Consider the following 23,853-nt stretch of genomic DNA (forward strand, 5'->3'; position numbering starts at 1 on the left):
TACCTGCGCGATAAATCGCGCCGCTACGGATAGCAAGCCAATAAAAAAGGCGTCTTTCGACGCCTTTTTTACCAACCAACGATTTAGTTGCTGGTATCCAGTTCCGGGAAGCTTTTCACCAGGTCATCAATCGCTTTCATCTGTACCAGGAACGGCTCCAGTTTGTCGAGCGGCAGTGCAGACGGGCCATCACATTTGGCGCTGTTTGGCTCCGGGTGGGCTTCGATAAACAGACCAGCAATGCCGACCGCCATACCGGCACGCGCCAGTTCACCCACCTGCGCACGGCGACCGCCTGAGGCAGCACCAAACGGATCACGAGTTTGCAGCGCATGAGTCACGTCGAAAATCACCGGGCAGTTATTGGTGACTTTCTTCATCACGTTAAAGCCCAGCATATCCACGACCAGGTTGTCATAACCGAAGTTGCTACCACGGTCACACAGGATCACTTTATCGTTACCGCCTTCGGCGAATTTATCGACAATGTTACCCATCTGACCCGGGCTGACGAACTGGGGTTTTTTCACGTTAATGACTGCGCCCGTTTTCGCCATCGCTTCAACCAGGTCAGTCTGACGTGCAAGGAAGGCCGGCAGCTGAATGACATCTACCACATCAGCCACAGGCTGTGCCTGCGCCGGTTCGTGGACGTCAGTAATGATTTTCACACCGAAGGCTTGCTTCAGCTCCTGGAAAATCTTCATCCCCTCTTCCAGGCCCGGACCACGGTAAGAGTGGATAGAGGAACGGTTGGCTTTGTCAAAAGAGGCTTTGAACACGTAGGGGATACCGAGTTTGTCGGTCACGGTTACGTAATGTTCGCAGATACGCATGGCGAGGTCGCGCGACTCCAGCACGTTCATGCCGCCAAAGAGAACAAATGGCAGATCGTTTGCGACCTTGATATCACCAATACTGACTACTTTCTGTGTCATGCCCTTTCCTTTTTCAGAGGTACGCTTAGTGCAGCGTGACCTGTTTTTGTTCAATTGCGTGGATCTGCACTTTAATCATTTCGCTAACCGGGTCTTCCGGACACTGTTCAACGAAGTAGGTAAGATCATTTAGCGCGATATGTTCGCACTCCAGTTGCGCGTAAATCAAACCACGGTCGCGGATTTCGTAGGGGTCATCCGGATCGATTTGTAACAGCACCTGGCTAACATTTAACGCCAGCTCCATCTTTTTCTCGTCCATCAGCGCCGCTTTCAGCGTATCCAGCATCTTACGCATTACGCTGACCGTTTTCGCTTCATCGAGATCATCCTGATAGAGCTTGGCCGTCGGGCTGATATTGCCCTTCAGCCAGACTTCCAGCGTGTGGGTATCGAGGGTTTCACCGTTAAACGGGTTAATCAGCCACATCTCACCATCCAGCCAGTCGGCCCGCAGAATCATCTGGGTCGGGAAGATAACCGGCATCAGCGGCAACTCCAGCTCTTCGGCAATGTGCAGCAGGATCACGCCCAGTGACACCGCAGTGCCCTGACGGCTTTTCAACACCTTATCGATCCATAAGGCATCGGATAAATTGTAGACGCCACTGGCACCGCCAAAACCCCACTGGCGGTAGAACAGCTCCAGCAACTTCTCCAGTTGCAGGTCAGCATCACTGGCACTGCTGACATACGCACGCGCTTCCGCCACTAACGCTGCCAGCTGTTGCTCTACGGATTGAGCAGAAAAATCTTCGCGGATGGCGCAGGTTGCACCAATAACCGCTTCACATAACGGTGTTTGACTGTAATCGAGTTGCTCTGGCGAGGTCATACTATCCCCAATAACGGCATTTTGGTCATCGCCAACTTAATCACTACCAGTAACGCAACGATCGCGACCAGGCAGGCAATCCAGCGGGTGCTCATCTTTCGCGGGCGACGACTCAAGGCCACGGAACCTAAGGCGATGTAGATAATAACCCCTAACAGCTTCTCAGTCAGCCAGCTTCCTTGTGGTGTGAACGGGTAAAAGTGCGTAATTACGACCAGCAGCACACCACTCAGCAACAAAAACGTGTCGTTGATGTGCGGAGCAATGCGCACCCAGCGGCGATCGAGCTGTGCTGAACCGGTGCATTTCCAGTAAAAACGCACCAGAAACAGGCTGACAGTAATCAGCACTGTAAGCAGATGAAAATGTTTAATCAGCGGATACCAGCTAGCCATCTTGCTTCCTTTATAAGAAAAATTGCCCAAGTGTAACGCGCGGGTTGCCGCCGTAGTCGTCCACTGTGTTGACCTGTTGATAGCCATGTTGAACCATCAATTCTCGCACCGCCTCGCCCTGCTGCCAGCCATGTTCCAGCAACAACCAACCGCCAGCGAGCAGCCAGTGTGGTGCCGTTGCAATAATCACCCGCAGATCGGCTAATCCAGCTTCATCGGCAACCAGCGCACTTAGCGGTTCAAACCGCACATCACCCTGCTGCAAATGATGGTCGGTAGCGTCTATATAGGGGGGATTACTGGCAATCAGATCAAAACGTTGCGGGGTGAGATTGTCGAACCAATCGCTGAGGAGAAATTGTGCATTGCTGATGTGCAAACGCTGCGCGTTTTCCTGCGCCAGCGCCACGGCAGCTGCGATACGATCACACCCGATGACCTGACAATCAGGCCGTTCGCTGGCGAGCGCCAGCGCGATGGCTCCGGTGCCAGTACCTAAGTCAAGGAGAGTGGCGGCACGGGTCGGCAGATGAGCCAGCGCCTGCTCGACCAACACCTCGGTGTCAGGACGCGGGATCAAGGTCGCATCGCTGACGCGCAGAGGTAACGACCAAAATTCACGTTCACCCACCAGATGCGCCACCGGCTCGCCCTGCGCACGTCGAGCCAGGAGCACATTCAGTTGTTGTAACTGGTTCTCATCCAGCACTGTATCGTCAAACGCCACCAGCCAGGTACGGGATTTGCCGGTAACAAACGCCAGCAAAATTTCGGCATCGCGCTTGGGGCTGTCGCCGCCGCTCAGGGTGGCAACGGCATGCTTCAGCCAGTGGCGAATATCCATTAATCCTGTCCAGCCAGTGCGGCCAACTGGTCGGCCTGGTATTCCTGCACGATAGGCTCAATCAGGCTATCCAGCTTGCCTTCCATCGTCTCATCCAGACGATAGATGGTCAGGTTAATGCGGTGATCGGTAACGCGCCCCTGCGGGAAGTTGTAAGTACGGATACGGTCCGAACGGTCGCCGCTGCCCAGCAGGTTACGACGGGTGGACGCTTCCGCTTCATGGCGTTTTGCCATCTCCGCCGCGTGAATACGCGCGCCCAGTACTGCCAACGCTTTAGCTTTGTTTTTATGCTGCGAACGCTCATCCTGACACTCCACCACAATGCCGGTCGGCAGGTGGGTAATACGGATGGCGGAATCGGTGGTGTTAACGTGCTGACCACCCGCACCGGAGGAGCGGAAGGTATCAATTTTCAGGTCGCTGGGGTTGATATCCGGCAGCTCGGCTTCCGGCAGTTCCGGCATTACCGCCACCGTACAGGCCGAGGTGTGAATACGCCCCTGTGATTCGGTTTCCGGCACACGCTGTACGCGATGACCGCCCGATTCGAACTTGAAACGACCATAGGCACCATCACCCGTCACACGGGCGATGACTTCTTTATACCCGCCATGCTCACCGTCATTGCTGCTGATAATTTCCACCTGCCAGCGGCGAGACTCGGCATAACGGCTGTACATGCGGAACAGGTCGCCGGCAAAAATTGCCGCTTCATCGCCACCGGTACCAGCACGCACTTCGACAAAGCACGGACGCTCATCATCAGGATCTTTCGGCAGCAACAATACCTGTAGCTGCTGCTCCAGCACTTCACGCTTTTCGCGTGCGGTTTTCAGTTCATCCTGCGCCATCTCGCGCATTTCAGGGTCGTCGAGCAACATCTCCGCTGTCTCAACATCTTCCTGCACCTGCTGCCATTCACGGAAACAGCGGGTCACATCAGACAGTTGCGCATATTCGCGCGAGAGGGCACGGAAACGATCCTGATCGGCGATCACGCCAGCATCGCCCAGCAGGGCTTCCACTTCTTCGTGGCGTTCCTGGAGAGCTTCCAGCTTGGCAACAATAGAGGTCTTCATGTAATTGAGGGTATCCCGTAAAAGGTCGTGACAGCCTAATCGAGACCGAGGCTGTCACGTAAGATTTGCAGGCGTTCGCTGTCGCCATCGCGCGCGGCCTGCTGTAGTGATTTGGTTGGAGCGTGAATTAAACGATTGGTAAGTTTGTGCGCCAGTTCCTGCAACACTTTTTCGGCATCCGCTCCCTGACGCAGTGCGGCCAGCGCGCGCTCCTGCAATTCAAGGCGTACATCATCGGCCTGCGAGCGATATTCACGAATGGTGTCGACCGCGCTTTGCGCACGCAGCCAGGCCATAAATTCGCCGCTTTCCTGCACCACGATGCTTTCAGCCTGCACCGCCGCAGCTTTACGCTGGGCCATGTTCTGCTCAATGATCGCCTGAAGGTCATCCACGCTGTACAGGTAAGCATTGGCGAGCTTGCCGACTTCCGGCTCCACATCGCGCGGTACTGCGATATCCACCAGCAGCATCGGCTGGTTACGGCGGGCTTTCAATGCACGCTCGACCATGCCTTTACCAATAATCGGCAACGGGCTGGCGGTGGAAGAAATAATAATATCGGCATCAGCCAGTCGCGAATCGATATCCGCCAGCCCGATGACTTCTGCCCCGACCTCATCAGCCAGCAACTGCGCGCGTTCACGCGTACGGTTGGCAATCATCAGCTTTTGCACATGATGCTCACGCAAATGACGCGCGACCAATTCAATCGTTTCGCCCGCGCCCACCAGCAACACGTTAACCGTGCTGAGAGATTCGAAGATTTGACGTGCCAGAGAACAGGCGGCAAACGCCACAGATACCGCACTGGCACCAATTTCAGTTTCTGTGCGCACCCGTTTGGCGACGGAGAAGGTTTTCTGGAACATCCGCTCCAGTTCACTGGACAACGCCTGACCACGTTGTGAATCGGCAAAGGCTTTTTTTACCTGGCCGAGAATCTGCGGCTCACCCAGCACTAAAGAATCCAGACCGCTGGCAACACGCATCAGATGGCTGACTGCCGCGTTGTCCTGATGCCAGTACAGGCTCTTACGCACATCTTCTTCACGCAGTTGGTGATAGTCACACAACCAGCGCACCAGCTTCTCCTGCAAATCGGCCTGCTGCTCTACGCTGAGGTAGAGTTCAGTGCGATTACAGGTGGAAAGCACCACTCCGCTTTGCACCATCGGCTGGGACAGCAGGCTGCTAAGCGCCTGATCCAGCGTGTCCGGCGTGAACGAAACACGTTCGCGCAGTGCAACGGGTGCGGTTTTATGGTTGATTCCGAGAGCGAGCAGCGTCATGGTGGTTCTGGTTGGGATATCCCAATTATTGTCAGGGTTTTGTGAAGCGCATTCTACAAGATGCCACAGATCAAGAAAAGCCATACAAAGCCTATGACTGTAATAAGATTAAACTGATCGTGCGCAATAATCGGTACAACAGCATTGACGGCTTAGATGCGGATGGTTAGCGTTACCGGTTACGAAGTAAAAACCTGTCTGAGGAGATGACCAGGTGATGCCTATGCCTTCGCGCAAGCTGTTGCGCCTTTTACCCCTTGCCAGCGTATTGCTGGCTGCCTGTAGCGTCAACAAACCGCAGGGACCAGGCCCAAGCACCACCGCACCCCAGTGGCAGCAACATCAACAGGCGGTGGCTAAAGTCAGCCATTATGAGACACGCGGTGCCTTCGCCTATATTTCTGATCGCCAGAAGGTGTATGCCCGCTTTAACTGGCAGCAAACTGCCGCTGACCGTTATCGTTTGCTGCTGACCAATCCGCTGGGCAGCACCGAGTTACAACTTGATGCCCAGGGTTCCGTGGTACAGGTGGTCGATAACAAAGGCAAACGCTATGTCAGCAATGACGCTGAAAAGATGATTTCTCAGCTTACCGGGATGGATATTCCCCTCGCCAACCTGCGTCAGTGGATGATGGGTCTGCCAGGCGATGCCAGCGACTATCAGTTAAACGACCAGTATCAATTGCAGAGCCTGAATTACAGTCGTAACGGCCAGCAATGGCACGTAGCCATCTCAGATTACGACAGCAAAGTTACCCCTCCTCTGCCTGCCAATCTCGAGCTGACCGAGGGTGGACAGCGTATTAAGCTGCGGATGGATAGCTGGACCGTACAATGATTACCTCCTGGCCTGCCCCGGCAAAGCTGAATTTATTTCTTTACATCACCGGCCGTCGTCCTGACGGCTATCATAACCTGCAAACCCTGTTTCAGTTTTTAGATTACGGCGATACGCTGACCATCACCCCGGATGAGAGTGGCAACATTCGTCTGTTGACACCGTTAGCGGGTGTGCCGGATGAACACAACCTGATCGTTCGTGCCGCTCATGCCCTGATGCATGCGGCTGAAGCACGCGGTACGTTACCGCCCCAGGCCGGTGCGGCGATTGCGCTGGAAAAGCGGCTGCCAATGGGAGGAGGCCTGGGTGGTGGCTCATCAGATGCGGCGACGGTGTTGGTGGCGCTGAATCATGTGTGGCAAACGCGACTTAGCGTAGATGAGCTGGCAACCCTTGGCGTGCGACTCGGTGCCGACGTTCCGGTGTTTGTTCGCGGTCATGCCGCCTTTGCGCAAGGCGTAGGTGAACAATTGCAACCCGCAGAGCCAGATGAAAAATGGTATCTGGTGGCGCATCCTGGCGTAAGTATCGCCACACCGGTCATTTTTGGCGATCCTGAACTGACGCGCGATTCACCGATACGCTCACTTGATGAACTTTTGCAGCGCCCTTTCCACAATGATTGTGAGTCTGTGGCAAGAAAACGTTTTCGCGAGGTTGATGAGCTGGTTTCCTGGCTGCTAGAATACGCGCCGTCGCGCCTGACTGGGACCGGGGCCTGTGTGTTTGCTGAATTTAACACCGAATCCGAAGCTCGTCAGGTGCTGGAGCTTGCCCCGGAATGGATACGAGGATTTGTGGCGCGCGGGCTGAATGTCTCGCCGTTACAGCGTACTCTTTCCGGGATTTAAGCGTATGCGTGACTGTGTCACCCCTGTTCCAGGCACAGCACGCGACGCATCAACACACCTGTCTGAACACGCTTTGCGATATTCGCCGGTTATCGCAACGTCGTTCATTCGCTGGACGCAAAGCCTGAGGTTCTTCTCGTGCCTGATATGAAGCTATTTGCTGGTAACGCCACCCCGGAACTAGCACAACGTATTGCCAACCGCCTTTACACCAGCCTCGGAGACGCCGCTGTCGGTCGTTTCAGCGACGGTGAAGTGAGTGTACAGATTAACGAAAATGTACGCGGTGGTGATATTTTCATCATCCAGTCCACCTGTGCCCCCACCAACGATAATCTGATGGAGCTGGTTGTGATGGTCGACGCGCTGCGTCGGGCTTCTGCTGGTCGTATTACTGCCGTTATCCCCTACTTTGGCTATGCCCGTCAGGACCGCCGTGTGCGTTCCGCGCGTGTGCCGATTACCGCTAAAGTAGTCGCGGATTTCCTTTCCAGCGTTGGTGTTGACCGTGTTTTGACGGTTGACCTGCACGCCGAGCAGATCCAGGGCTTCTTTGATGTCCCGGTAGACAACGTATTTGGCAGCCCGATCCTGCTGGAAGATATGTTGCAAATTGGTCTGGAGAACCCGATTGTCGTTTCTCCTGACATTGGTGGTGTGGTGCGCGCCCGTGCCATCGCCAAACTGCTTAACGACACTGACATGGCTATCATCGATAAACGTCGCCCGCGTGCTAACGTTTCTCAGGTGATGCACATCATCGGTGACGTCGCTGGCCGTGACTGTGTACTGGTCGACGATATGATCGACACCGGCGGTACGCTGTGCAAAGCGGCTGAAGCGCTGAAAGAGCGTGGCGCGAAACGCGTTTTCGCTTACGCCACCCACCCGATCTTCTCTGGTAACGCGGTGGAAAATCTGCGCAAGTCAGTGATCGATCAGGTGATTGTCTGTGACACCATCCCACTGTCTGACGAGATGAAATCTCTGCCGAACGTACGTACTTTGACGTTGTCCGGTATGCTGGCCGAAGCGATTCGTCGTATCAGCAACGAAGAATCCATTTCAGCCATGTTCGAGCATTAATCGAACGAAACCGGGCCACCTCTGGCCTAATGCTTGTCAGTTAAGCCTCAGTCATGCCGGAACGCATAGCGTTTCGGCCTCTTTTTTACCGCCCGTGGATAATGCCTCTGCCTTCGCTTCGGAAGCACGAAGCTTCCTGCCATCTCCATTATTTCATTTATTATTCGCGGGATTTTTCCCGGTGCTACGGCGGGCAGGATGCTTAGCTGGCCCGTCAGATAAAGCGCGGCCTGCTTAAAGCCCATCTGATAAGGTTCCACATTCTTCAGGCTGTAAGCCATCTGCGCCATCATAAAGCGCAGGAGATTGTACGCCAGTGCAACGCCCCATAACTCCTGTCTCACCAGCTCCGGTTTTTTACTTCTCAGCGTCAGTTCATTGTTCAGTAGATGCTGTTTCATCTCCCGGAAGCCATGCTCGATTTCCCAGCGATACCCGTAAAGCTCAACGATATCCGCCTTCGGATAACGACGCGCATCGCACATCGAGGTCAGGATTTGTACTGTTTTCCCGTTAACCTGCTTGCTTATCAGCCGCGCCGTCAGTGTCTCCGGCGCATCTTTCCATTTTTTGCGCGCCTGCCACGACAGGTCGAACTCTACCAGCTCGTGGCCTTTGTCCAGCTTTTTCAGAACCCGGTACTTTGCATCTTTACGCAATGGAAGCATCCAGTGTCGCCCTGTCCCGGATGTCTGCCAGTAGTGCAGCAGGCCGAGCGCATAGAAGCCTTTATCCAGTATAGTCAGTGAGTTATCGGGAGTCTGTTTCACCAGCCCGGCGGCAAGGTCAACTTCGCTGGTTTCTGTCACACTGCCAAAACTCACACCTGACAGCAGATGGCTGGTCACTTCCATCTGGCAGACCATGCGTAACTGCGGCCAGTCAGAGCGGCTGTGTATATTTGCCGTTCGTCCAAAAGCGGCATCGTTTTCCGGCGTATCGGGCGCACGCCATAGCGTGCCATCGACGGCCAGCAGGGTCAGACCATTCCAGTTCGACAAGGGTGTTTTGTCGAACCAGAGCTGGCGGGACTTCTCAAAAACCAGACGAACAACATCTTCACCGAGTCGCTGACGCGCCTGCACCACGGCGCTGGGCGCGACAAAAGGACGTTTACCCGGTAACACGATATCCAGATGAGAAACAATCTGGTTCATGGAAAGCGAACGAAACAGGGACATGCCGGTAACAGCCCAGACCATCATATCCATTGGGAGGCGGCGTTTTCGCAGAGTCACGACACCGGTATCAACCAGACATTCATCAATGAGTTCGGGTGAGAGCAGATCGGAAAGCGCAGAAAATTCTTTCGGCGTAAAGTTCAGGACGGTATCGAGAGCCTGGCTGAGTAACATAAAAAAATCCGTAATCCCCGGGAGATTACAGATTTTTGCAGAACTACAGGATCGTTCAATCGATCATTTCATGCTTAACTGATCGGCATTAGGCCACCTCTGGCCCGGTTTTATTTCCCTGCCACACGTTTAAGTTCAGTTACCGATTAAGGCGCTTCGGGCGCAGATTTTTTCGCGATAATTTTCGTTAAAATTCGCTATTCGCGTTGCCATTCACTGTTTTCAACTAACACTACTATCCGGACTTTAGCCGTCCAGGGTTTAGTGGTATTTTTCACCACACTTTTTTTGAGAACTCCGACCACTATGGCTCTCGACATCTACACACTTTTTGTTTGCGAGCTCTATGTCCTGGGGTTTTTAAGCATCATTATGGTATTTGCCTGGATTGGCTCACAGTATGATCGGGTACTGGGTTTCACCACTCTGACGCTGGTGTTAACCCTTACCGCCGTGTTTCTGAGCAGCCTGCGTGCCGCAGGATTACAGTTCCTGCCCATTGCGGTGGGTAATGTGGTGATGATGCTGGCTTATGGCAACCTGTTAAATGCTTTCCGGGTGTTTTGTAAAAAACCGCTTGGCATGAGCTGGCTGGCGGGGGCATTGCTATGGGCGATTCTGTGTATTTTCCCGGCGTTTTACTTCAGTCTGCCAAAACGCGTTCTGGTCGTTTGTCTGCTGTGCATCATCTACACCGGCGCATTGATTCAGCTGCTGTGGCGGGCACGCGCCGCGCTCACCGTCACCTTCTGGCCCGCGCAGATGTTGTTGTGGATACATTTGCTGTTTCACGTCGCACGAATTTTCTTTGATGACGCCGTTGCCACCCCGGTGCATGGTGCAATTGGTGGTTCCAGTTTTTCCGTGTACGTCATGCTGGAATCGATTCTGTTCGTTATTGGCCTGACGTTTACGATTCTGGCGATGGTCAATGAACGTACCCAGATCGCCCATAAACTGGCATCACTGCACGATCCCTTAACCAGTGTGTGGAACCGTCGCGCATTGTTCGAGCAGGCGGAAAAAATCATCGCCCGACGCTTACGGCAACAACAACCCTTCACGGCGATATTATTCGATCTCGACCATTTCAAAAGCATTAACGATCGTTACGGCCACCAACAAGGTGATCGGGTATTAATTGATTTTTGCCAGATTGCCCAGGCGTTATTGCCCGACGAGGGGCAGTTTGCCCGGTTAGGAGGTGAAGAGTTTGCCGCCATCCTGCCCGGCGACAGCGAGCAGGCACAATTGGTATGTGAACGTATTCGCGTCGCAACGCAGTTATCGCTGCCGGATAATATCAGCTACACCGTCAGTATCGGCTATGCAACAGCCAGCAAGGAAGAACTTCACTTTCCGACATTACTGGCATTGGCTGATGAGGCGTTGTATCGCGCAAAAGCCAGCGGCCGTAACCGTACTGAACAATATCTGACACAGTTACAGCCGTTGAATCAGGCTACGCTGGTGTAGTCTTATGGGTGATGCGTGTTACGACGACAACGTTTATCACCGTAGTGGCGCAACCAAAAATAGCGGTCTTCCACTTTTTCACGCCCACTGACACGCGCACCCACCAGCCAGAGCAGCGCACCAATAAAGATGCTAAACATTGCGCCATGCGCCAGGAATTGCGGCAGATTTAGCGAAGGAATTTGATTAATGATCGAGTAACCGACGCCAAGCACCATGGTGAGTAAACCGAGACACATCAGGCCATTACCGATATAGCGAGAGTGATGACGTTTCATAATTCACCTCCATCCTTTTTTAGTAATGCCAAAAACAGCACATAACGTTAACTTGCTATAAGTTTAGGCAATGACCCGGGGTTAAGATGCGTGCATGATCACACATCTTTCACAATCCTGACGAAACTTTACCGCTTATCGGGTTGATTTCGATAGAAAATGATAAATAACGTAGCGGCACTATTCAGTGTCTGCGCCCTTTGTCATCTCCCCTGCCAGGCAGTAAACTAACGCCCTTTCGATTTCGAGACAGGATAATCATCGTGAGCAGCATTAAACTGATTGTGGGACTGGCTAATCCCGGCGCGGAATATGCCGCTACGCGCCATAACGCAGGTGCCTGGTATGTGGATCTGCTGGCGGAGCGCAACAATCAGTCTCTGAAAGACGAACCCAAATTCTTTGGCTACACCGCTCGCTTATCGCTGGCGGGCGAAGATGTGCGGCTACTGGTACCCACCACTTTTATGAACCTGAGTGGGAAGGCGGTCGCGGCAATGGCGACGTTCTACCGCATCGCGCCAGAGGAAATTTTGGTGGCACACGATGAACTGGACCTGCCTCCTGGCGTGGCGAAGTTTAAACAGGGTGGCGGCCACGGTGGTCATAACGGTCTGAAAGACATCATCAGCAAGCTGGGTAACAACAATAATTTTCACCGTTTACGGGTCGGCATTGGTCATCCGGGTGACCGCAATAAAGTCACCGGATTTGTACTGGGTAAACCCCCTGCCAGTGAACAGAAGCTGATCGATGATGCCGTAGATGAAGCGGTGCGCTGTACGGAACTGTGGCTGAAAGAAGATAAGATTAAAGCAATGAACCGTCTGCACGCCTTCAAAGCCGGTTAAGGCCAAATCCCGCGCCGCAGACCGGGAAATCTGTGTATAATGCGCGAAATTTTTTGAATCGTCAGCGTTGCCGGTCAACGCTGCACACTCAGCGAGAAAGGTAATCAGATCATGGGATTTAAATGCGGTATTGTGGGCCTGCCGAACGTCGGTAAATCCACCCTGTTCAACGCGCTGACCAAAGCGGGTATCGAAGCAGCCAACTTTCCGTTCTGCACCATCGAGCCAAACACCGGTGTCGTTCCAATGCCCGATCTGCGTCTTGACCAGCTGAGCGAGATCGTGAAGCCACAGCGCGTTGTGCCGACCACCATGGAGTTCGTTGATATCGCCGGTCTGGTGGAAGGTGCTTCTAAAGGTGAAGGCCTGGGCAACAAATTCCTGACCAATATCCGTGAAACGGATGCCATCGGCCATGTGGTTCGCTGCTTCGAAAATGAGAACATCATTCACGTCGCGGGCAAAGTAAACCCGGCGGAAGATATCGATATCATCAACACCGAACTGGCGCTGTCCGATCTCGATACCTGTGAACGTGCTATCCAGCGTGTACAGAAGAAAGCCAAAGGCGGCGACAAAGACGCCAAAGCTGAGTTGGCGGCGCTGGAGAAGTGTCTGCCGCATCTGGAAAATGCCGGGATGCTGCGCTCACTGAATCTGGATGCTGATGAGAAAGCGGCTATTCGTTATCTCAGCTTCCTGACGCTGAAACCCACCATGTACATCGCCAACGTTAACGAAGATGGCTTCGAGAACAATCCTTATCTCGACCAGGTTCGTGCGATTGCAGACGCAGAAGGTTCAGTGGTTGTGCCAGTTTGCGCCGCAGTGGAATCCGATATCGCTGAACTGGAAGATGATGAGCGTGCGGAGTTTATGGCTGAGATGGGCCTGGAAGAACCCGGTCTGAACCGCGTGATTCGCGCTGGTTATACTCTGCTGAACCTGCAAACTTACTTCACCGCGGGTGTAAAAGAAGTTCGTGCCTGGACTATCCCGGTCGGTGCCACTGCACCGCAGGCGGCTGGTAAAATCCATACCGACTTCGAGAAAGGTTTTATCCGTGCCCAGACTATCGCGTTTGATGACTTCATCGCTTATAAAGGTGAACAAGGCGCGAAAGAAGCAGGAAAAATGCGTTCTGAAGGTAAAGAATACATCGTTAAAGATGGCGATGTAATGAACTTCCTGTTTAACGTCTAATCATTTTCAGCAACAGACGTTAATTAAAAGCCCATGCTTGTGCATGGGCTTTTTTATTCACTCAACAATACCACTTCGGTTTGTCAATTATCTTCAATTGCAGTTTACTGACGAAATACACTCCTGGGAACTTTCTCAACGCGCGCCAGAACACTCTCTATTTTCACTTCTTCGACATTGTTATATCTTAATTATCAATTAAATTATTACCTTTGACACATTGATAATTTTATTCAGTGAAGTGCAGGGTATATTTATTCCTTGCTTAGCTGCAACCAGACCCAAAACTGAAGTTTATTAAAATAACTACAGAAAAAATTACAATATTTTATTTTTACACCGGAGAAACATGAAACACCATTTATTAGCCCTGGCGCTTTGTGCGACATTCGCAGGGAATGCTGCCTCTATTACACCAGGAGGAATGGCAGGTTGGAACTATACTCTCGATGCAACGAATATCACCGGCCTGACCTTCCCATTTACAGTTAATACCGCTCCGGAAACGCCAGGTTATTACTATGCAAACCAATTTGGTTTTACGGGTGCAACCGCAATTGGTTATATTGGTCTGCAACCGCGAACTGCCGATCAATATTCAGTCGTGTTTTCCTCTTTTGTTTACGGCACTGAAGTTGTAGACAGTGAACGCTGTAGACTGGGCGCTGATGGTAGCTATGGTGCCAGTTGTTCCAGGTTATACCCGATCAAAAAAGGGCAAAGATATCTGTTTGAAGTCCGTCGTGGGAGTGACGATGTCAACGTCTGGTACGGTTTCGTCAAAGAAGAAGGCAGCACAACAGAAACACAAATCGGTGCATGGCGACTTCCTGCTGGCTCGGGGTTACTGAGGTCAGTTCAATCCGGTTGGATTGAATATTATAAAAGTGTCGATACCTGTTACACACCTGAAGTTTCACAAATTACCGTTTCACCACCCTATGTCACTGCAACCGGTAAACAGGGATCGTTTTACTACCCGCATGAGTATGGTAGGTGCACAGGTAAAGTGAATTATCAATACGGATGGGTTGGTAATGATCTCAGAACGACCGTTGGCCGACGTATGATTACGACCGACGCCTATAGTTCCGCTCTTTTCGATGGTGAACTTTCCCCTGACAGTTTCATTACGATCGGCGTATATGACAGTCAAAATAAAGAACTGGAAAAACACACAGTAAAAGTGGGTAAAGACTACGTCAGCAAATGGACCTGGCCGGCATACTCTGCGGCGATCTTCAATAGCAATTTAAAGAAAGTTAAACTTGGGATGCTGGACATTAATACGGGTGAAATTAATGTTAAGCCTGGTTCATCCTTCGAAAACCAGATTTATAAAAACAAACTGGACAATTTAAAAGTCATCACTACCATCGAGGACATGTGGGTTAATAACGACCCTTTCGGTGACGAACTTTACACTGGTGATTTGGCCTCCGGCAGTTCAGTCATGATTACGGTAAAAGATCAGGCTGGGCAAATGTTGGAAGATTACACAGTGATGGTTCCTGATAGTATGACGGGTCGCTGGCGCTGGTCAGAATATACTGGCTATGAATTCAACAATGCTCTGAAAAAAATCAAGATTGGCGTTAAAGATGCTAATAATGATATCACCATTATGCCCTGGACCTCCTGGCAAAATAAAATCTGGAAAAAGAGTCAGGAACATTTAACCGTCAAAGCTGAGATTTTTACTGCATCAGAAAATCCCTGGGTAAACCATGACCTTTTTGGCAATAAGCTGGCAGCCGATTTACCTTCAGGTAGCAAAGTTACCATAAAGGTAAAAAGTAGCCTGGGTAATTTGCTGGAGGAACATACGGTTGAGCTGCCGGATGGACACCTGGATCGCTATAAGTGGCCCCCTTTTGCAGCCAATGAGTTCAATCAGATCTTTAAGCAGATTGTAATTGGTGAAAAAGAGGGAGATAACACCATCAACGTGATCGCTGGCTCGCAATATCGCAACCTGATATGGAAAAAAGAGCGCGCCAACCTGACTGTTGAAGTCTCAATTGATTAATCGTTGCCAGAACGGAAACAGAAGTGAACCACATTGAAGAGATGCGCGGCCAGGTTGGACACCGCTTATTACTGCTGGCAGGGACGCGTATCCTGTTACAACTGCGCAAGGATGGAAGTTGGGGCTTACCAGGCGGCTGGTTGGATCCTGGGGAATCACCAGAACAAACGGTGAAACGTGAAGTGAAGGAGGAAACCAATCTTGATGTACATCGGATGCAACTGTTAGGATTTTTTTGTGAGCCGGAATATACCCTTAACCAGGAGTACAACGAGGGAGACAACGCCGTAACGGCTCTCTATCAGGTTGATGAATGGTCGGGTGTGATGATCAATGATCCCAGTGAAAGCGATGAACTGACTTTTTTCTCATCTGATGAACTGCCGAAAAACCTGGCAGAAAAGTGTCGGCACTCTATCCGTTGCTATTTGTCACATCAGCGTTAATTGTTTTCCCAACGTAAAAATCCACGCTTGCGCGTGGATTTTTTTAGGCTGGATTAGCTTACTTAATTCCCATCGCATCTTTCAGGGTGAAGAACAGGTCCGTCTGGTCAGTCAGTCCAACCACATTCGCCGCATGCGGGCCATAGGCAGCAATACGCAACTGAGTACCGGTATGCTCCTGTGAATCTTCTTCTGAGTTACCGTAACTGATGGTCATCACCGCGCCATCTTTGGTGTTCAGTGCCTGAGTCAAGCCTGGTGCTTTGGTACCATTTTCTACGATCTGGCTACTGTGCGCGTGATCTGCCGTCACCACGACCAGGGTATTGCCATGCTCGCGAGCAAAAGTCAGTGCCTGTTGTACCGCTTCATCAAGGTCAACGGTTTCACCAATTTGCCCACAAGGATTAGCGGCATGATCCTGTTTATCAATGGAGGCACCTTCAACTTGCAGGAAGAAGCCCTTGTCATTTTTGCTCAACAGATCCAGCGCTTTTTTGGTCATCTGCGCCAGTGTTGGCGTACTGACCGGGCGATCCTTATTCACTTCACAGGTGACTACCGGCTTATCAATATTGCCGTGATAACTGGCTTTCGGCCCCTGCCAGCGCACCGGCATATTACCTTCCGAGAACAGCCCCAGCAGCGGTTTGTTCTGATCCGCCTGCTGGACCGCATTCATACCGTCAAGGTTGTCCACCAGTTGAAAACCCAGTGCCTGAGCCTGCTCACGCAAAGTCTTGCCTTGATATTCCCCTGCTTTCGCCACTTCGCTGAAGGATTTAGCGCCACCACCCAGCGTGACATCCGCACGAGTTTTCAGCATCTGCTCGGTGATGGAACCTTTGCCACCCTGCTCCAGCGCGTTGCTCGGGCATAGCTCGCTGGTTTTTTCCGGGCCATAGCATTTACGTGAAGTGACATGAGCGATCAACGCCGCAGGCGTTGCATCCTGTAGCTCCGCAGTTGAAACGTTACCGGTGGCCTTACCGGCAGCTTTCGCCAGTTCCAGCAGCGTGGTTTGGTCTTTCCCATTCACATCGACGCCAATTGCGCCATTATAGGATTTGGTCCCCGTGGCCCACGCGGTCGCAGACGCTGCTGAATCCGTGACGTAGTTCGGTTTGTGGGTTTTCTTATCCAGCGAGTAATGGGTGTACTGACCGGTTAAAGGTAAGGCATCAATCCCGGGGAAAAAGCCACCTGCGCCCATTGCCTGATTACGTGCAGCAGTGATTTCTGAGTCCCCCATGCCGTCACCGATCAACAAAATGACATTTTTTGCCGTACTGTTACTCAGAGAAGCTTTGAGCGCCTCCGTTTGATCACCGGTCAGGCGACGCGCACCACCATGCTGAGTCAGGTCACCGGTGGCGGCACGCGAGTAGCTGGTTGCATCAGCAAGTGCTGCCGTCGCGAACAATGAGGTGATAAGCGGAACCGTAATCAAAGGTATCTTTTTCATTTATAAGCATCCTTATTCACAAATATAACCAAATGTTTCCGCTGACAAGTCTGCGACAATGCCGTGACACTTTTGTGACTGACACGCAATATTTTGATGACAGGATCGGCAAAACGAACAAGGCTAATGCAATCCGCTCAGAGCTTAAGCGAATAGAAAAAAAGGAGAAAATAGAGCTTGACCCTTTTCAGCTAACTCCCTATAGTAGCGCCCCGTTGACCCGCTGAGGTTGGCAAACAAAATGTGGTGAGGTGTCCGAGTGGCTGAAGGAGCACGCCTGGAAAGTGTGTATACGGCAACGTATCGGGGGTTCGAATCCCCCCCTCACCGCCATCATTAGTAGGACGTTAGGTGGACAACACCGCATGTAGACTGACTTCCGAGACTACATGAAGACAACGGAACTACAAAAGCAGTAAAAAAAAGTGCACGCGAAATGCACGCGCATCTTGGATGCAAAGAAAAAGCCTCTGGTTAATCCCCGAGGCTTTTCTGTTTGTGTCTAATTGAAACACAATATTTCTTAAATTGTCGGCCTGTTGTCATCATGACCCGATATCGCTCCCCAAGTCTGAACGCCAATCGCCGTAACCTCGTCCAGTGCTTTGCCCTCACCGTGTTCTGCTATAATGATCTTACGGCATGCCACACCGACATGCCGGAAACCGATTATCAATGCTAGTACTTGCCCGCGTTTTTTCCGTCCCGGAGTGCGGGCTTTTTTTATGCTGGCTTCATGGGCCAGTCAATATCAGGGGCTTTTGAAAGGTCGAGGGCGTTAAGCGCGTCACTGTAGTCAAGCCAGGCGTTAACAGTAGCTTCCTCTGCATCAGTTAATGTCCGTCCCATCATTAATTTAAGGTTAAGTGAGTAAGTGGCCTGCTGAGACTCTGCCTGTAGAGCCTGCTGCGTCTGTTCGGCGACAGCAACATAGTCCACTCCCGGAGTATCAATAAGTACCGGTTTCCCGTCTTCCCATGCAATGGATTTGCCCGCTGGCGGGTTGAACCAGGCTTCATAGTCATCAAGGCTAATCTCAGTCAGAGTTTCTGGGGTAAATCCATTTGCCGTGATAGTTCCGGGGAATTCGCTACTAAAGAAAGCTTTTGTGGCTGAGTCGTAATAATAGGTGATCGAGGTCATTATCCGTTCCTTACAGGTTAACGATTCCCATAACTGTGTAGTTGATCTGCACCGTAGTGTTCGCAATAACAGCGCCGCTGAAGTTCCTTAATCTGAAATCGAACCCACCGGCACCCGGTGTGTTAATAACCTGTATATCTCCTGCGGTAAGAGCTGCGCCATTTCCGTTGGAAACCACAACACTCGCTGGCGCAGAAGCAAAACTAACAGGGAAAGACACCGTACCCTCTCCAGCTGCGTTTGAAGTTGGGGCCGCCGCTGATGTAATGATCATCAGTCCCTGAGTGGTGGAGATAGGGATAACCAATCTGACGTTTGTGCCCTGCACTCCCATATTTAAAAGGCTTTGCCTGGCATTCGCTGCGGCCGCAAAGGAAATCGCGCCGCTCAATGCCCCGCCTGACTTAGGGTAACCACCGAGCGCTGAGAGCGCCAACTCTGCCGTTTTAGCCCCTGTGCCGCCCTGCTCAATACTCATCGCGGTTGTTAATCCGCTCAGCGAAGTGATATCGCCGTTTGCTCCATTTTTCGCGTAATCATTAAGATCGGTTGTGTCCGCCTTACTGTTCAGAAGGTCGATAATTCCGTTCCATGCCGGGCCTGTCCAGCTCGTGCCATCCGGTAGAGTTATGGTGACATTACCGGTGCCAGTAAAAATCTGTTGCCAGTTTGCTTTGTCCAGGTTCAGCCCGCGAATGGCGTAAGTAACCTGAGAAGCCAGCGCAGACGTTATCAGGTTCAGCGTTGCTAACGGAACATAATCAAATGAAACATCCGATGTTGTCGGACCGGTGTATGCCTGCGTCAATGTCAGCGCAGTATCACTTGTTATTGCGCTGATCCCCAGCGTATACGCCGTACCGCCAATGGTCGCCACGATGAACCCGTTAACCGCCACGTCAGTTGTAAAAGCTGTTCCGCTACCCGTAACCGCAGTTGACCCATTAGTTAAAGTGATAGTGCCTGCTGGCATATATTATCTCCGGACAATAAAAAACCGACGCTGCGGCCGGTTATTATTCGACATTTAGAATGCCTCAAGAAAATAAATCGATCTTATCGATCTCTTTTATTCACTTAATCATTAATTAAATTCGTGATTCGATTATCCATACACATAAAAAAGGAAATAACCATGAACAAACTCATCAGCATAATTCTTATTTCAATCGGAATCTCTGGATGTGCATCATCGACCCCGCCGATATGTAGCAATAAAGCCAAGATATCAAACCATAGTTATGACATTCCGATTTTCAAGAAAGAAAATGGCCGATACCTTGCCGGATATCCTTTTTACACATGGACAGATAAATCACAGTTTATTGACACATCTGAGTGTGATCGGCTAAACCCCTAATGCCTGATGGTAGTAGGTATCGTACACATTTGTTTCAATATAAGCCGGAGGGCTGCATGAATACTGATAAGGTGCCTGTTCATTATCATAGGATACCTGATTATAAGTATTCCCCCCTTGCGCCTCATACTTGCTTGTGCCGGATATATTAAATCCGGCGCTATAACAGTTGTACCTTACGTAACCTGAGTTCCCAGTAACGGGTATCGCCACTACTACTGAAACGCCGCTGGTAATTGCAACCGGGACATCAGAGGTAGTGGTTGAACCCACGGTCAATTTCAGGGGCAGGCAGTTCTGGTGCCAGACAATCTGCCCGTTGTCATACATGAAGAATCCCGCCGCCGGTGTATTCACCATCATCTTTGAGAAAACATAGATACGAGTAGCAGACATTGCTGATCCAAAATTGCCTCTGAATTCCAACGCCCAATACCCGTTCTGCGTTATTTCAGTCCACCAGACATTGTTAAACCCTGATGCGCTCGTAGAACGATGGAACGCTATAAAGGGCATTGACGCAGGCACATTCGTTTGCAGGATTTGCCCGCCAGTCGGCGTGAGGTCAATAACCTGGGCAAGATTGAACGGGGTAAATGGCGGCGCAATTTTGAACACAGGCGGATTCACACTATAGTCATTCAGTACGAACCCTGAATAACTGCCAATTGTCGTGGCGGTGGCGATCACGATAACCTTAGATACCGTGTCAACGCCTGACCAGCTTACTGTTTGCCCTGATACCGATGTGCCGTACGTTATCTGGCTGCTGCCGTAAGTTGTGCGACCACCTAAAATCGCCGCTGTAAGGGAGAAGCCCGGCAAGCTGTACGTTTTACTTCCGGACCCGGAGACGGTAATGATATCGACCACAAAGTTGAACGACATCGAATTAAGAACGTCATATGTTGTTCCATCAATATAAGCTGTAAATCCATCAGCCATTATCGGACAGCCCCCATTGAGCAAACAAGTTGTCCACTTGCGTTATACCAGGCTGCACCTTTGTTATCTACAACAAATCGACCCTGCCCGGACACCGCACCATTAAGCTCAAATGAACCATCTGATTTCATAATTGTTCCTGTCGTGGCAGCGACATAATTTGAAGAATACCAAGAGCCAACCTTTGCAAGAGTTATTGCGGCATAATTTATCAAGGCATCATTGATAAATACCTGACCATTCAAAGCAGCAAACGCCAGCTGATAACTTCCAGCATCACTTCCTGTGTAAATCCCGAACTGGTCGGCATTAAATGCAATTGTGGATTTATAGCTGCTGCCTGATGGCTCAATACCTATTGCCATGCCAGAACTATAATAAACTCCACTACGGGTTATACCGACCTGAAGCGTGTATGACGCTTTCGCCGTTCCATTGTCAGTTACGGTTGCGGTGAGTTTTTCGTTAACGGCTGCATTCAGATCCCCAATCTCTGCCTGAACCTGAGTTTCAAGTTCGGCCATCGCCTGGTTAACTGAAGCAATGGTGGTTGTGATGACAATAACCTGGGCTTTGATCTCTCCATTGACCGCAAACTGATAATCGACTGAGGCATTATTATTTAGAGCGTTCTGAAGCATTCCTTCTATGTTCGTATCAATTTGCGTGGTGAGGTTTTCAAATGCTTCTGATTCCCTTATTTGTTGGTCAATAAGGTCAATCATTCCGGGTATATCAGAAGATGCCTGCCCTGACGCTTCCACGAAAGAAGACACACCAAAGGCATTCTTGGTGCGCACATACATGTAATAGGTCGTGTCTGCTTTGAGACCGTTAAGAGTCCACTGAGACGCGCGACCGAGGAACTGCGCTTCATCCTCAATCGAAGCAACGCTACTGGCCTGCACTTCACCGGTGTACCAGAACTCGAAAGAGGTATCTGTGGTTGCAGTGACATTCATCACCGGCACGATATCAGCAGAGAAGATCCCCGGCGTCCACTGGATAAAGGTTGGCGCAGACGGCGCGCCGATCACCAGACTGACCTGCGTTTCCACGCCCTTCATACCATTACTGTTGCGGCCACGAACCCCCAGCGTATAGCTCCCCGCATCCAGCCCATAAAAATCATAGGTGAACGCCTCAGTCTCGTAGCTTTTCACCACCGCACCGGCTTCAGTGTAGACCGTGAGTTCAAACGTCAGCTTTTTGGTGGTGGTTGCGGTTTCCCACTTCGCCGTGACCTGGACGGTCTCAGAGTTGGTGTTAATGATGGTCAGGTTTTCAACGTTAGGCACGCGGTATGCATTCAGCGTATCGCTGGGCGTTTCAAATACAGCGCCCTCATCTACCACCGCCTGTTTGTTCGGGTCGTGGCGGGTTGCTGAGATGGTATAAGTTGAATTGTTCTGATCTTCCGTGATACCCATGATCCGGAAAAGCTGCGTTGCCACCTGCCCCGTTGAAATCGCAAACACAGTACCGTCACGCACCCAGGCCGGTGAAGCGGAAAGCGTGATAACTGAACCGTTCACCGCTGAAATAGTGTGTTTAGCAAATTTCCCGTCAGCCCCCATGATCGACATCGAGTCACCGCTACCGGCCAGGCTGGTCACATCAGCGTCAACGGTAATTTGTGCACCGCTGTGCGACATTATCCGGCCACCCAGCCGCGTTCCGGCGCGGTTGTTATCCGCAACCTCGATAATATCGCCTGGCATGAAAGCAATAGCATCGCGCGCCATCTGAAATGAAACCTTACGGTATTCACGCTTGCAGGACTCAATCAGCCATTTTCCGGCCCGCACGGCCTGACCACGGGACGTACAACCGAACGCCTCCAGTGTCGTTTCGTTGTAGTTATAAAGGCTGATTTGCTCATCATCAGAAACATATTCTTTCGACGCGCTCCAGCCGTTGTTCGGGTCTGTCCACGAGACGACAACAGCGTTAAATCGTTCGCTGCGCTTCATCGAACTGTACGTGAATTTACCGTCAACCACGCTGGCATTGGTCACAACAGCAACCGGGTCCGCCGGATTATCGATAATCATCGATAACCGCATCCCGTCCCAGAGTGCAATGCCCCGGCACGCACTGGCAATCTTATCCAGGGTGTCGCGGGCGCTGGAGGCATCAGTCAGGTATGCATTCATCGTAATGCGCGGCTCTTTACCACCATAGCCGTCATCAACTTCCTGATCGCAGAACTGAGACAGGATGTATAGTGTGCCGTCATCCACATCGACATAGCCCGCATATTTAGCCAGGCCATACCGTGTGTTTTTCACCAGCGCACGAAACAGCCAGGCCGGATTATTTGTCCATGCCGACTTGAATCCACCGGTCCAGATCCCGGTGTAAGTACGTGCAATCGGATCGTAATTATCCGGCACATCAACAATCAGACCGCGCAGATGATAAGTGCGGGTTGGTGTGTCTGTGTACTGGTCGCGGTCAACAACACACCCGGCAATAGCGGTATACGGGTACGACAAGCTGTCATCGGTGATTTCCGTATAGCTGTTCCATACGGTGCCGTTATTGAGGAGATCGCTGGTGCTGTCAGCGGTAATTCTGCGCAGGCGAATATCAAACGGTTTGGTTTCCGGCGCGTCAATCAGATGCGCTTCCAGATACTCCCCCGAGATTTTCCCCGTAATGGTCACAGTTTTAGCAGTCGACCAGGCCGCCGTACCGGTGCGGGTCTCTATCACCATTGTGACCGACGTGTTTTTCTGGTTGCCCTTTGAGTCCTGCTCAACCAACGCTGACACGCCAATATTCATACGAACCCGGCTGACATCTTCATCACTGACAGTACGCACAAGGGGAGTGTCATAAGTCACGTCAGTATTAACAATTGTTGTTGCCTCAATGGTGTCAAATCCGGTGATCGCCGTCTGAGTCAGGCTACCGGGACGCCAAGCGGCACTGACACCGTTAATTGACACATTACCGCTGGAATCAGTGACAGGGGTGTCATTGAGCATGAACGAAGACAGGTAAGTCTGATCAACCGGTCCATAGATCGGCCCCTCTGACAGCAAGTCCAGTACCCTGTAAAATTGTTTTGATGTTAGATTGTCATCAACCAGTTTCGGTGTGCTGCCACCGCCGCCGCCAGAACTCATG

At 51.3% G+C, this 23,853-nt stretch carries 22 protein-coding genes and 1 tRNA gene; 10 read left to right on the forward strand and 13 right to left on the reverse strand.

Annotated elements, in window-relative coordinates:
• Nucleotides 1-83: 83 nt before the first annotated feature.
• The 6 genes from kdsA to hemA are packed head-to-tail and all read right to left on the reverse strand — an operon-like array spanning nucleotide 84 to nucleotide 5,386.
• Nucleotides 84-938 carry a 3-deoxy-8-phosphooctulonate synthase gene (kdsA, locus tag AC6I8T_RS12205; protein WP_208724138.1) on the reverse strand — a complete coding sequence of 285 codons (855 nt, stop codon included), beginning with the start codon at nucleotides 936-938 and terminating at the stop codon, nucleotides 84-86.
• A gap of 25 nt (nucleotides 939-963) precedes the next feature.
• Entirely contained in the window at nucleotides 964-1,773 is an 810-nt protein-coding gene (gene sirB1 / locus AC6I8T_RS12210; protein WP_021182918.1) for an invasion regulator SirB1, read from the reverse strand.
• Nucleotides 1,770-2,168, reverse strand: a complete 399-nt coding sequence (locus AC6I8T_RS12215; protein ID WP_021182917.1) for a SirB2 family protein — start codon at nucleotides 2,166-2,168, stop codon at nucleotides 1,770-1,772. Before AC6I8T_RS12215 ends, sirB1 begins: the two co-directional genes overlap by 4 nt.
• Before the next feature lie 10 nt (nucleotides 2,169-2,178).
• Nucleotides 2,179-3,012, reverse strand: a complete 834-nt coding sequence (gene prmC / locus AC6I8T_RS12220) for a peptide chain release factor N(5)-glutamine methyltransferase (RefSeq protein WP_497833903.1) — start codon at nucleotides 3,010-3,012, stop codon at nucleotides 2,179-2,181.
• The gene (gene prfA, locus AC6I8T_RS12225; protein ID WP_208724136.1) at nucleotides 3,012-4,094 is read right to left on the reverse strand and encodes a peptide chain release factor 1; all 1,083 of its coding nucleotides are present in this window, start codon (nucleotides 4,092-4,094) and stop codon (nucleotides 3,012-3,014) included. Before prfA ends, prmC begins: the two co-directional genes overlap by 1 nt.
• A 35-nt stretch (nucleotides 4,095-4,129) precedes the next feature.
• Nucleotides 4,130-5,386 carry a glutamyl-tRNA reductase gene (gene hemA, locus AC6I8T_RS12230; protein ID WP_208724135.1) on the reverse strand — a complete coding sequence of 419 codons (1,257 nt, stop codon included), beginning with the start codon at nucleotides 5,384-5,386 and terminating at the stop codon, nucleotides 4,130-4,132.
• Between the two features lie 217 nt (nucleotides 5,387-5,603).
• Between hemA and lolB the strand changes: the two genes are divergently transcribed.
• From lolB to prs, 3 genes are all read left to right on the forward strand, one after another.
• Complete coding sequence (gene lolB, locus AC6I8T_RS12235; RefSeq protein ID WP_021182913.1) at nucleotides 5,604-6,227, forward strand: lipoprotein insertase outer membrane protein LolB; 624 nt, start codon at nucleotides 5,604-5,606, stop codon at nucleotides 6,225-6,227.
• On the forward strand, nucleotides 6,224-7,081 hold the full coding sequence (gene ispE / locus AC6I8T_RS12240) for a 4-(cytidine 5'-diphospho)-2-C-methyl-D-erythritol kinase (RefSeq protein WP_497833904.1): 858 nt from the start codon (nucleotides 6,224-6,226) through the stop codon (nucleotides 7,079-7,081). The genes lolB and ispE overlap by 4 nt, the downstream gene beginning before the upstream one ends.
• A 138-nt stretch (nucleotides 7,082-7,219) precedes the next feature.
• Nucleotides 7,220-8,167, forward strand: coding sequence for a ribose-phosphate diphosphokinase (gene prs, locus AC6I8T_RS12245; RefSeq protein WP_021182910.1), 948 nt, complete (start codon nucleotides 7,220-7,222; stop codon nucleotides 8,165-8,167).
• Nucleotides 8,168-8,214: 47 nt separating this feature from the next.
• Here the strand turns inward: prs and AC6I8T_RS12250 are convergent, their stop codons facing one another.
• Entirely contained in the window at nucleotides 8,215-9,522 is a 1,308-nt protein-coding gene (locus AC6I8T_RS12250) for an IS4 family transposase (RefSeq protein ID WP_303465395.1), read from the reverse strand.
• A gap of 306 nt (nucleotides 9,523-9,828) precedes the next feature.
• Between AC6I8T_RS12250 and AC6I8T_RS12255 the strand changes: the two genes are divergently transcribed.
• Nucleotides 9,829-10,998, forward strand: coding sequence for a GGDEF domain-containing protein (locus AC6I8T_RS12255; RefSeq protein ID WP_036624938.1), 1,170 nt, complete (start codon nucleotides 9,829-9,831; stop codon nucleotides 10,996-10,998).
• 2 nt (nucleotides 10,999-11,000) lie between these two features.
• On the opposite strand, the gene ychH is transcribed toward AC6I8T_RS12255, so the two are convergent.
• Entirely contained in the window at nucleotides 11,001-11,276 is a 276-nt protein-coding gene (gene ychH, locus AC6I8T_RS12260; protein WP_021182908.1) for a stress-induced protein YchH, read from the reverse strand.
• 263 nt (nucleotides 11,277-11,539) lie between these two features.
• Between ychH and pth the strand changes: the two genes are divergently transcribed.
• From pth to AC6I8T_RS12280, 4 genes are all read left to right on the forward strand, one after another.
• A complete protein-coding gene (gene pth / locus AC6I8T_RS12265; protein WP_013509510.1) occupies nucleotides 11,540-12,127 on the forward strand; it encodes an aminoacyl-tRNA hydrolase in 588 nt (195 codons plus the stop codon).
• 111 nt (nucleotides 12,128-12,238) lie between these two features.
• A complete protein-coding gene (gene ychF / locus AC6I8T_RS12270) occupies nucleotides 12,239-13,330 on the forward strand; it encodes a redox-regulated ATPase YchF (RefSeq protein ID WP_021182906.1) in 1,092 nt (363 codons plus the stop codon).
• Nucleotides 13,331-13,679: 349 nt separating this feature from the next.
• Entirely contained in the window at nucleotides 13,680-15,359 is a 1,680-nt protein-coding gene (locus tag AC6I8T_RS12275) for a hypothetical protein (protein ID WP_497833905.1), read from the forward strand.
• A 23-nt stretch (nucleotides 15,360-15,382) separates the two neighbouring features.
• On the forward strand, nucleotides 15,383-15,805 hold the full coding sequence (locus AC6I8T_RS12280; RefSeq protein WP_021182904.1) for an NUDIX domain-containing protein: 423 nt from the start codon (nucleotides 15,383-15,385) through the stop codon (nucleotides 15,803-15,805).
• Between the two features lie 58 nt (nucleotides 15,806-15,863).
• On the opposite strand, the gene phoA is transcribed toward AC6I8T_RS12280, so the two are convergent.
• Nucleotides 15,864-17,270 carry an alkaline phosphatase gene (phoA, locus tag AC6I8T_RS12285; protein ID WP_208724131.1) on the reverse strand — a complete coding sequence of 469 codons (1,407 nt, stop codon included), beginning with the start codon at nucleotides 17,268-17,270 and terminating at the stop codon, nucleotides 15,864-15,866.
• Between the two features lie 245 nt (nucleotides 17,271-17,515).
• Between phoA and AC6I8T_RS12290 the strand changes: the two genes are divergently transcribed.
• Nucleotides 17,516-17,603: transfer RNA gene (locus tag AC6I8T_RS12290), tRNA-Ser, on the forward strand.
• A gap of 390 nt (nucleotides 17,604-17,993) precedes the next feature.
• On the opposite strand, the gene AC6I8T_RS12295 is transcribed toward AC6I8T_RS12290, so the two are convergent.
• Both AC6I8T_RS12295 and AC6I8T_RS12300 read right to left on the reverse strand, forming a co-directional pair.
• A complete protein-coding gene (locus AC6I8T_RS12295) occupies nucleotides 17,994-18,413 on the reverse strand; it encodes a tail fiber assembly protein (protein WP_497833906.1) in 420 nt (139 codons plus the stop codon).
• A gap of 10 nt (nucleotides 18,414-18,423) precedes the next feature.
• Complete coding sequence (locus AC6I8T_RS12300; protein WP_497833907.1) at nucleotides 18,424-19,386, reverse strand: hypothetical protein; 963 nt, start codon at nucleotides 19,384-19,386, stop codon at nucleotides 18,424-18,426.
• A gap of 162 nt (nucleotides 19,387-19,548) precedes the next feature.
• Here AC6I8T_RS12300 and cor point away from each other — a divergent pair, with 162 nt between their 5' ends.
• Nucleotides 19,549-19,773, forward strand: a complete 225-nt coding sequence (cor, locus tag AC6I8T_RS12305) for a phage exclusion lipoprotein Cor (protein WP_497833908.1) — start codon at nucleotides 19,549-19,551, stop codon at nucleotides 19,771-19,773.
• Here the strand turns inward: cor and AC6I8T_RS12310 are convergent.
• Nucleotides 19,762-20,718: a hypothetical protein gene (locus AC6I8T_RS12310; RefSeq protein ID WP_497833909.1), complete on the reverse strand. Its 957-nt coding sequence runs from the start codon at nucleotides 20,716-20,718 to the stop codon at nucleotides 19,762-19,764. The genes cor and AC6I8T_RS12310 overlap by 12 nt on opposite strands.
• The gene (locus AC6I8T_RS12315) at nucleotides 20,718-23,852 is read right to left on the reverse strand and encodes a TipJ family phage tail tip protein (protein WP_497833910.1); all 3,135 of its coding nucleotides are present in this window, start codon (nucleotides 23,850-23,852) and stop codon (nucleotides 20,718-20,720) included. The genes AC6I8T_RS12310 and AC6I8T_RS12315 overlap by 1 nt, the downstream gene beginning before the upstream one ends.
• Nucleotide 23,853: the final 1 nt, after the last annotated feature.

Source organism: Pantoea sp. X-Soil-OKNW-556, assembly GCF_059730695.1.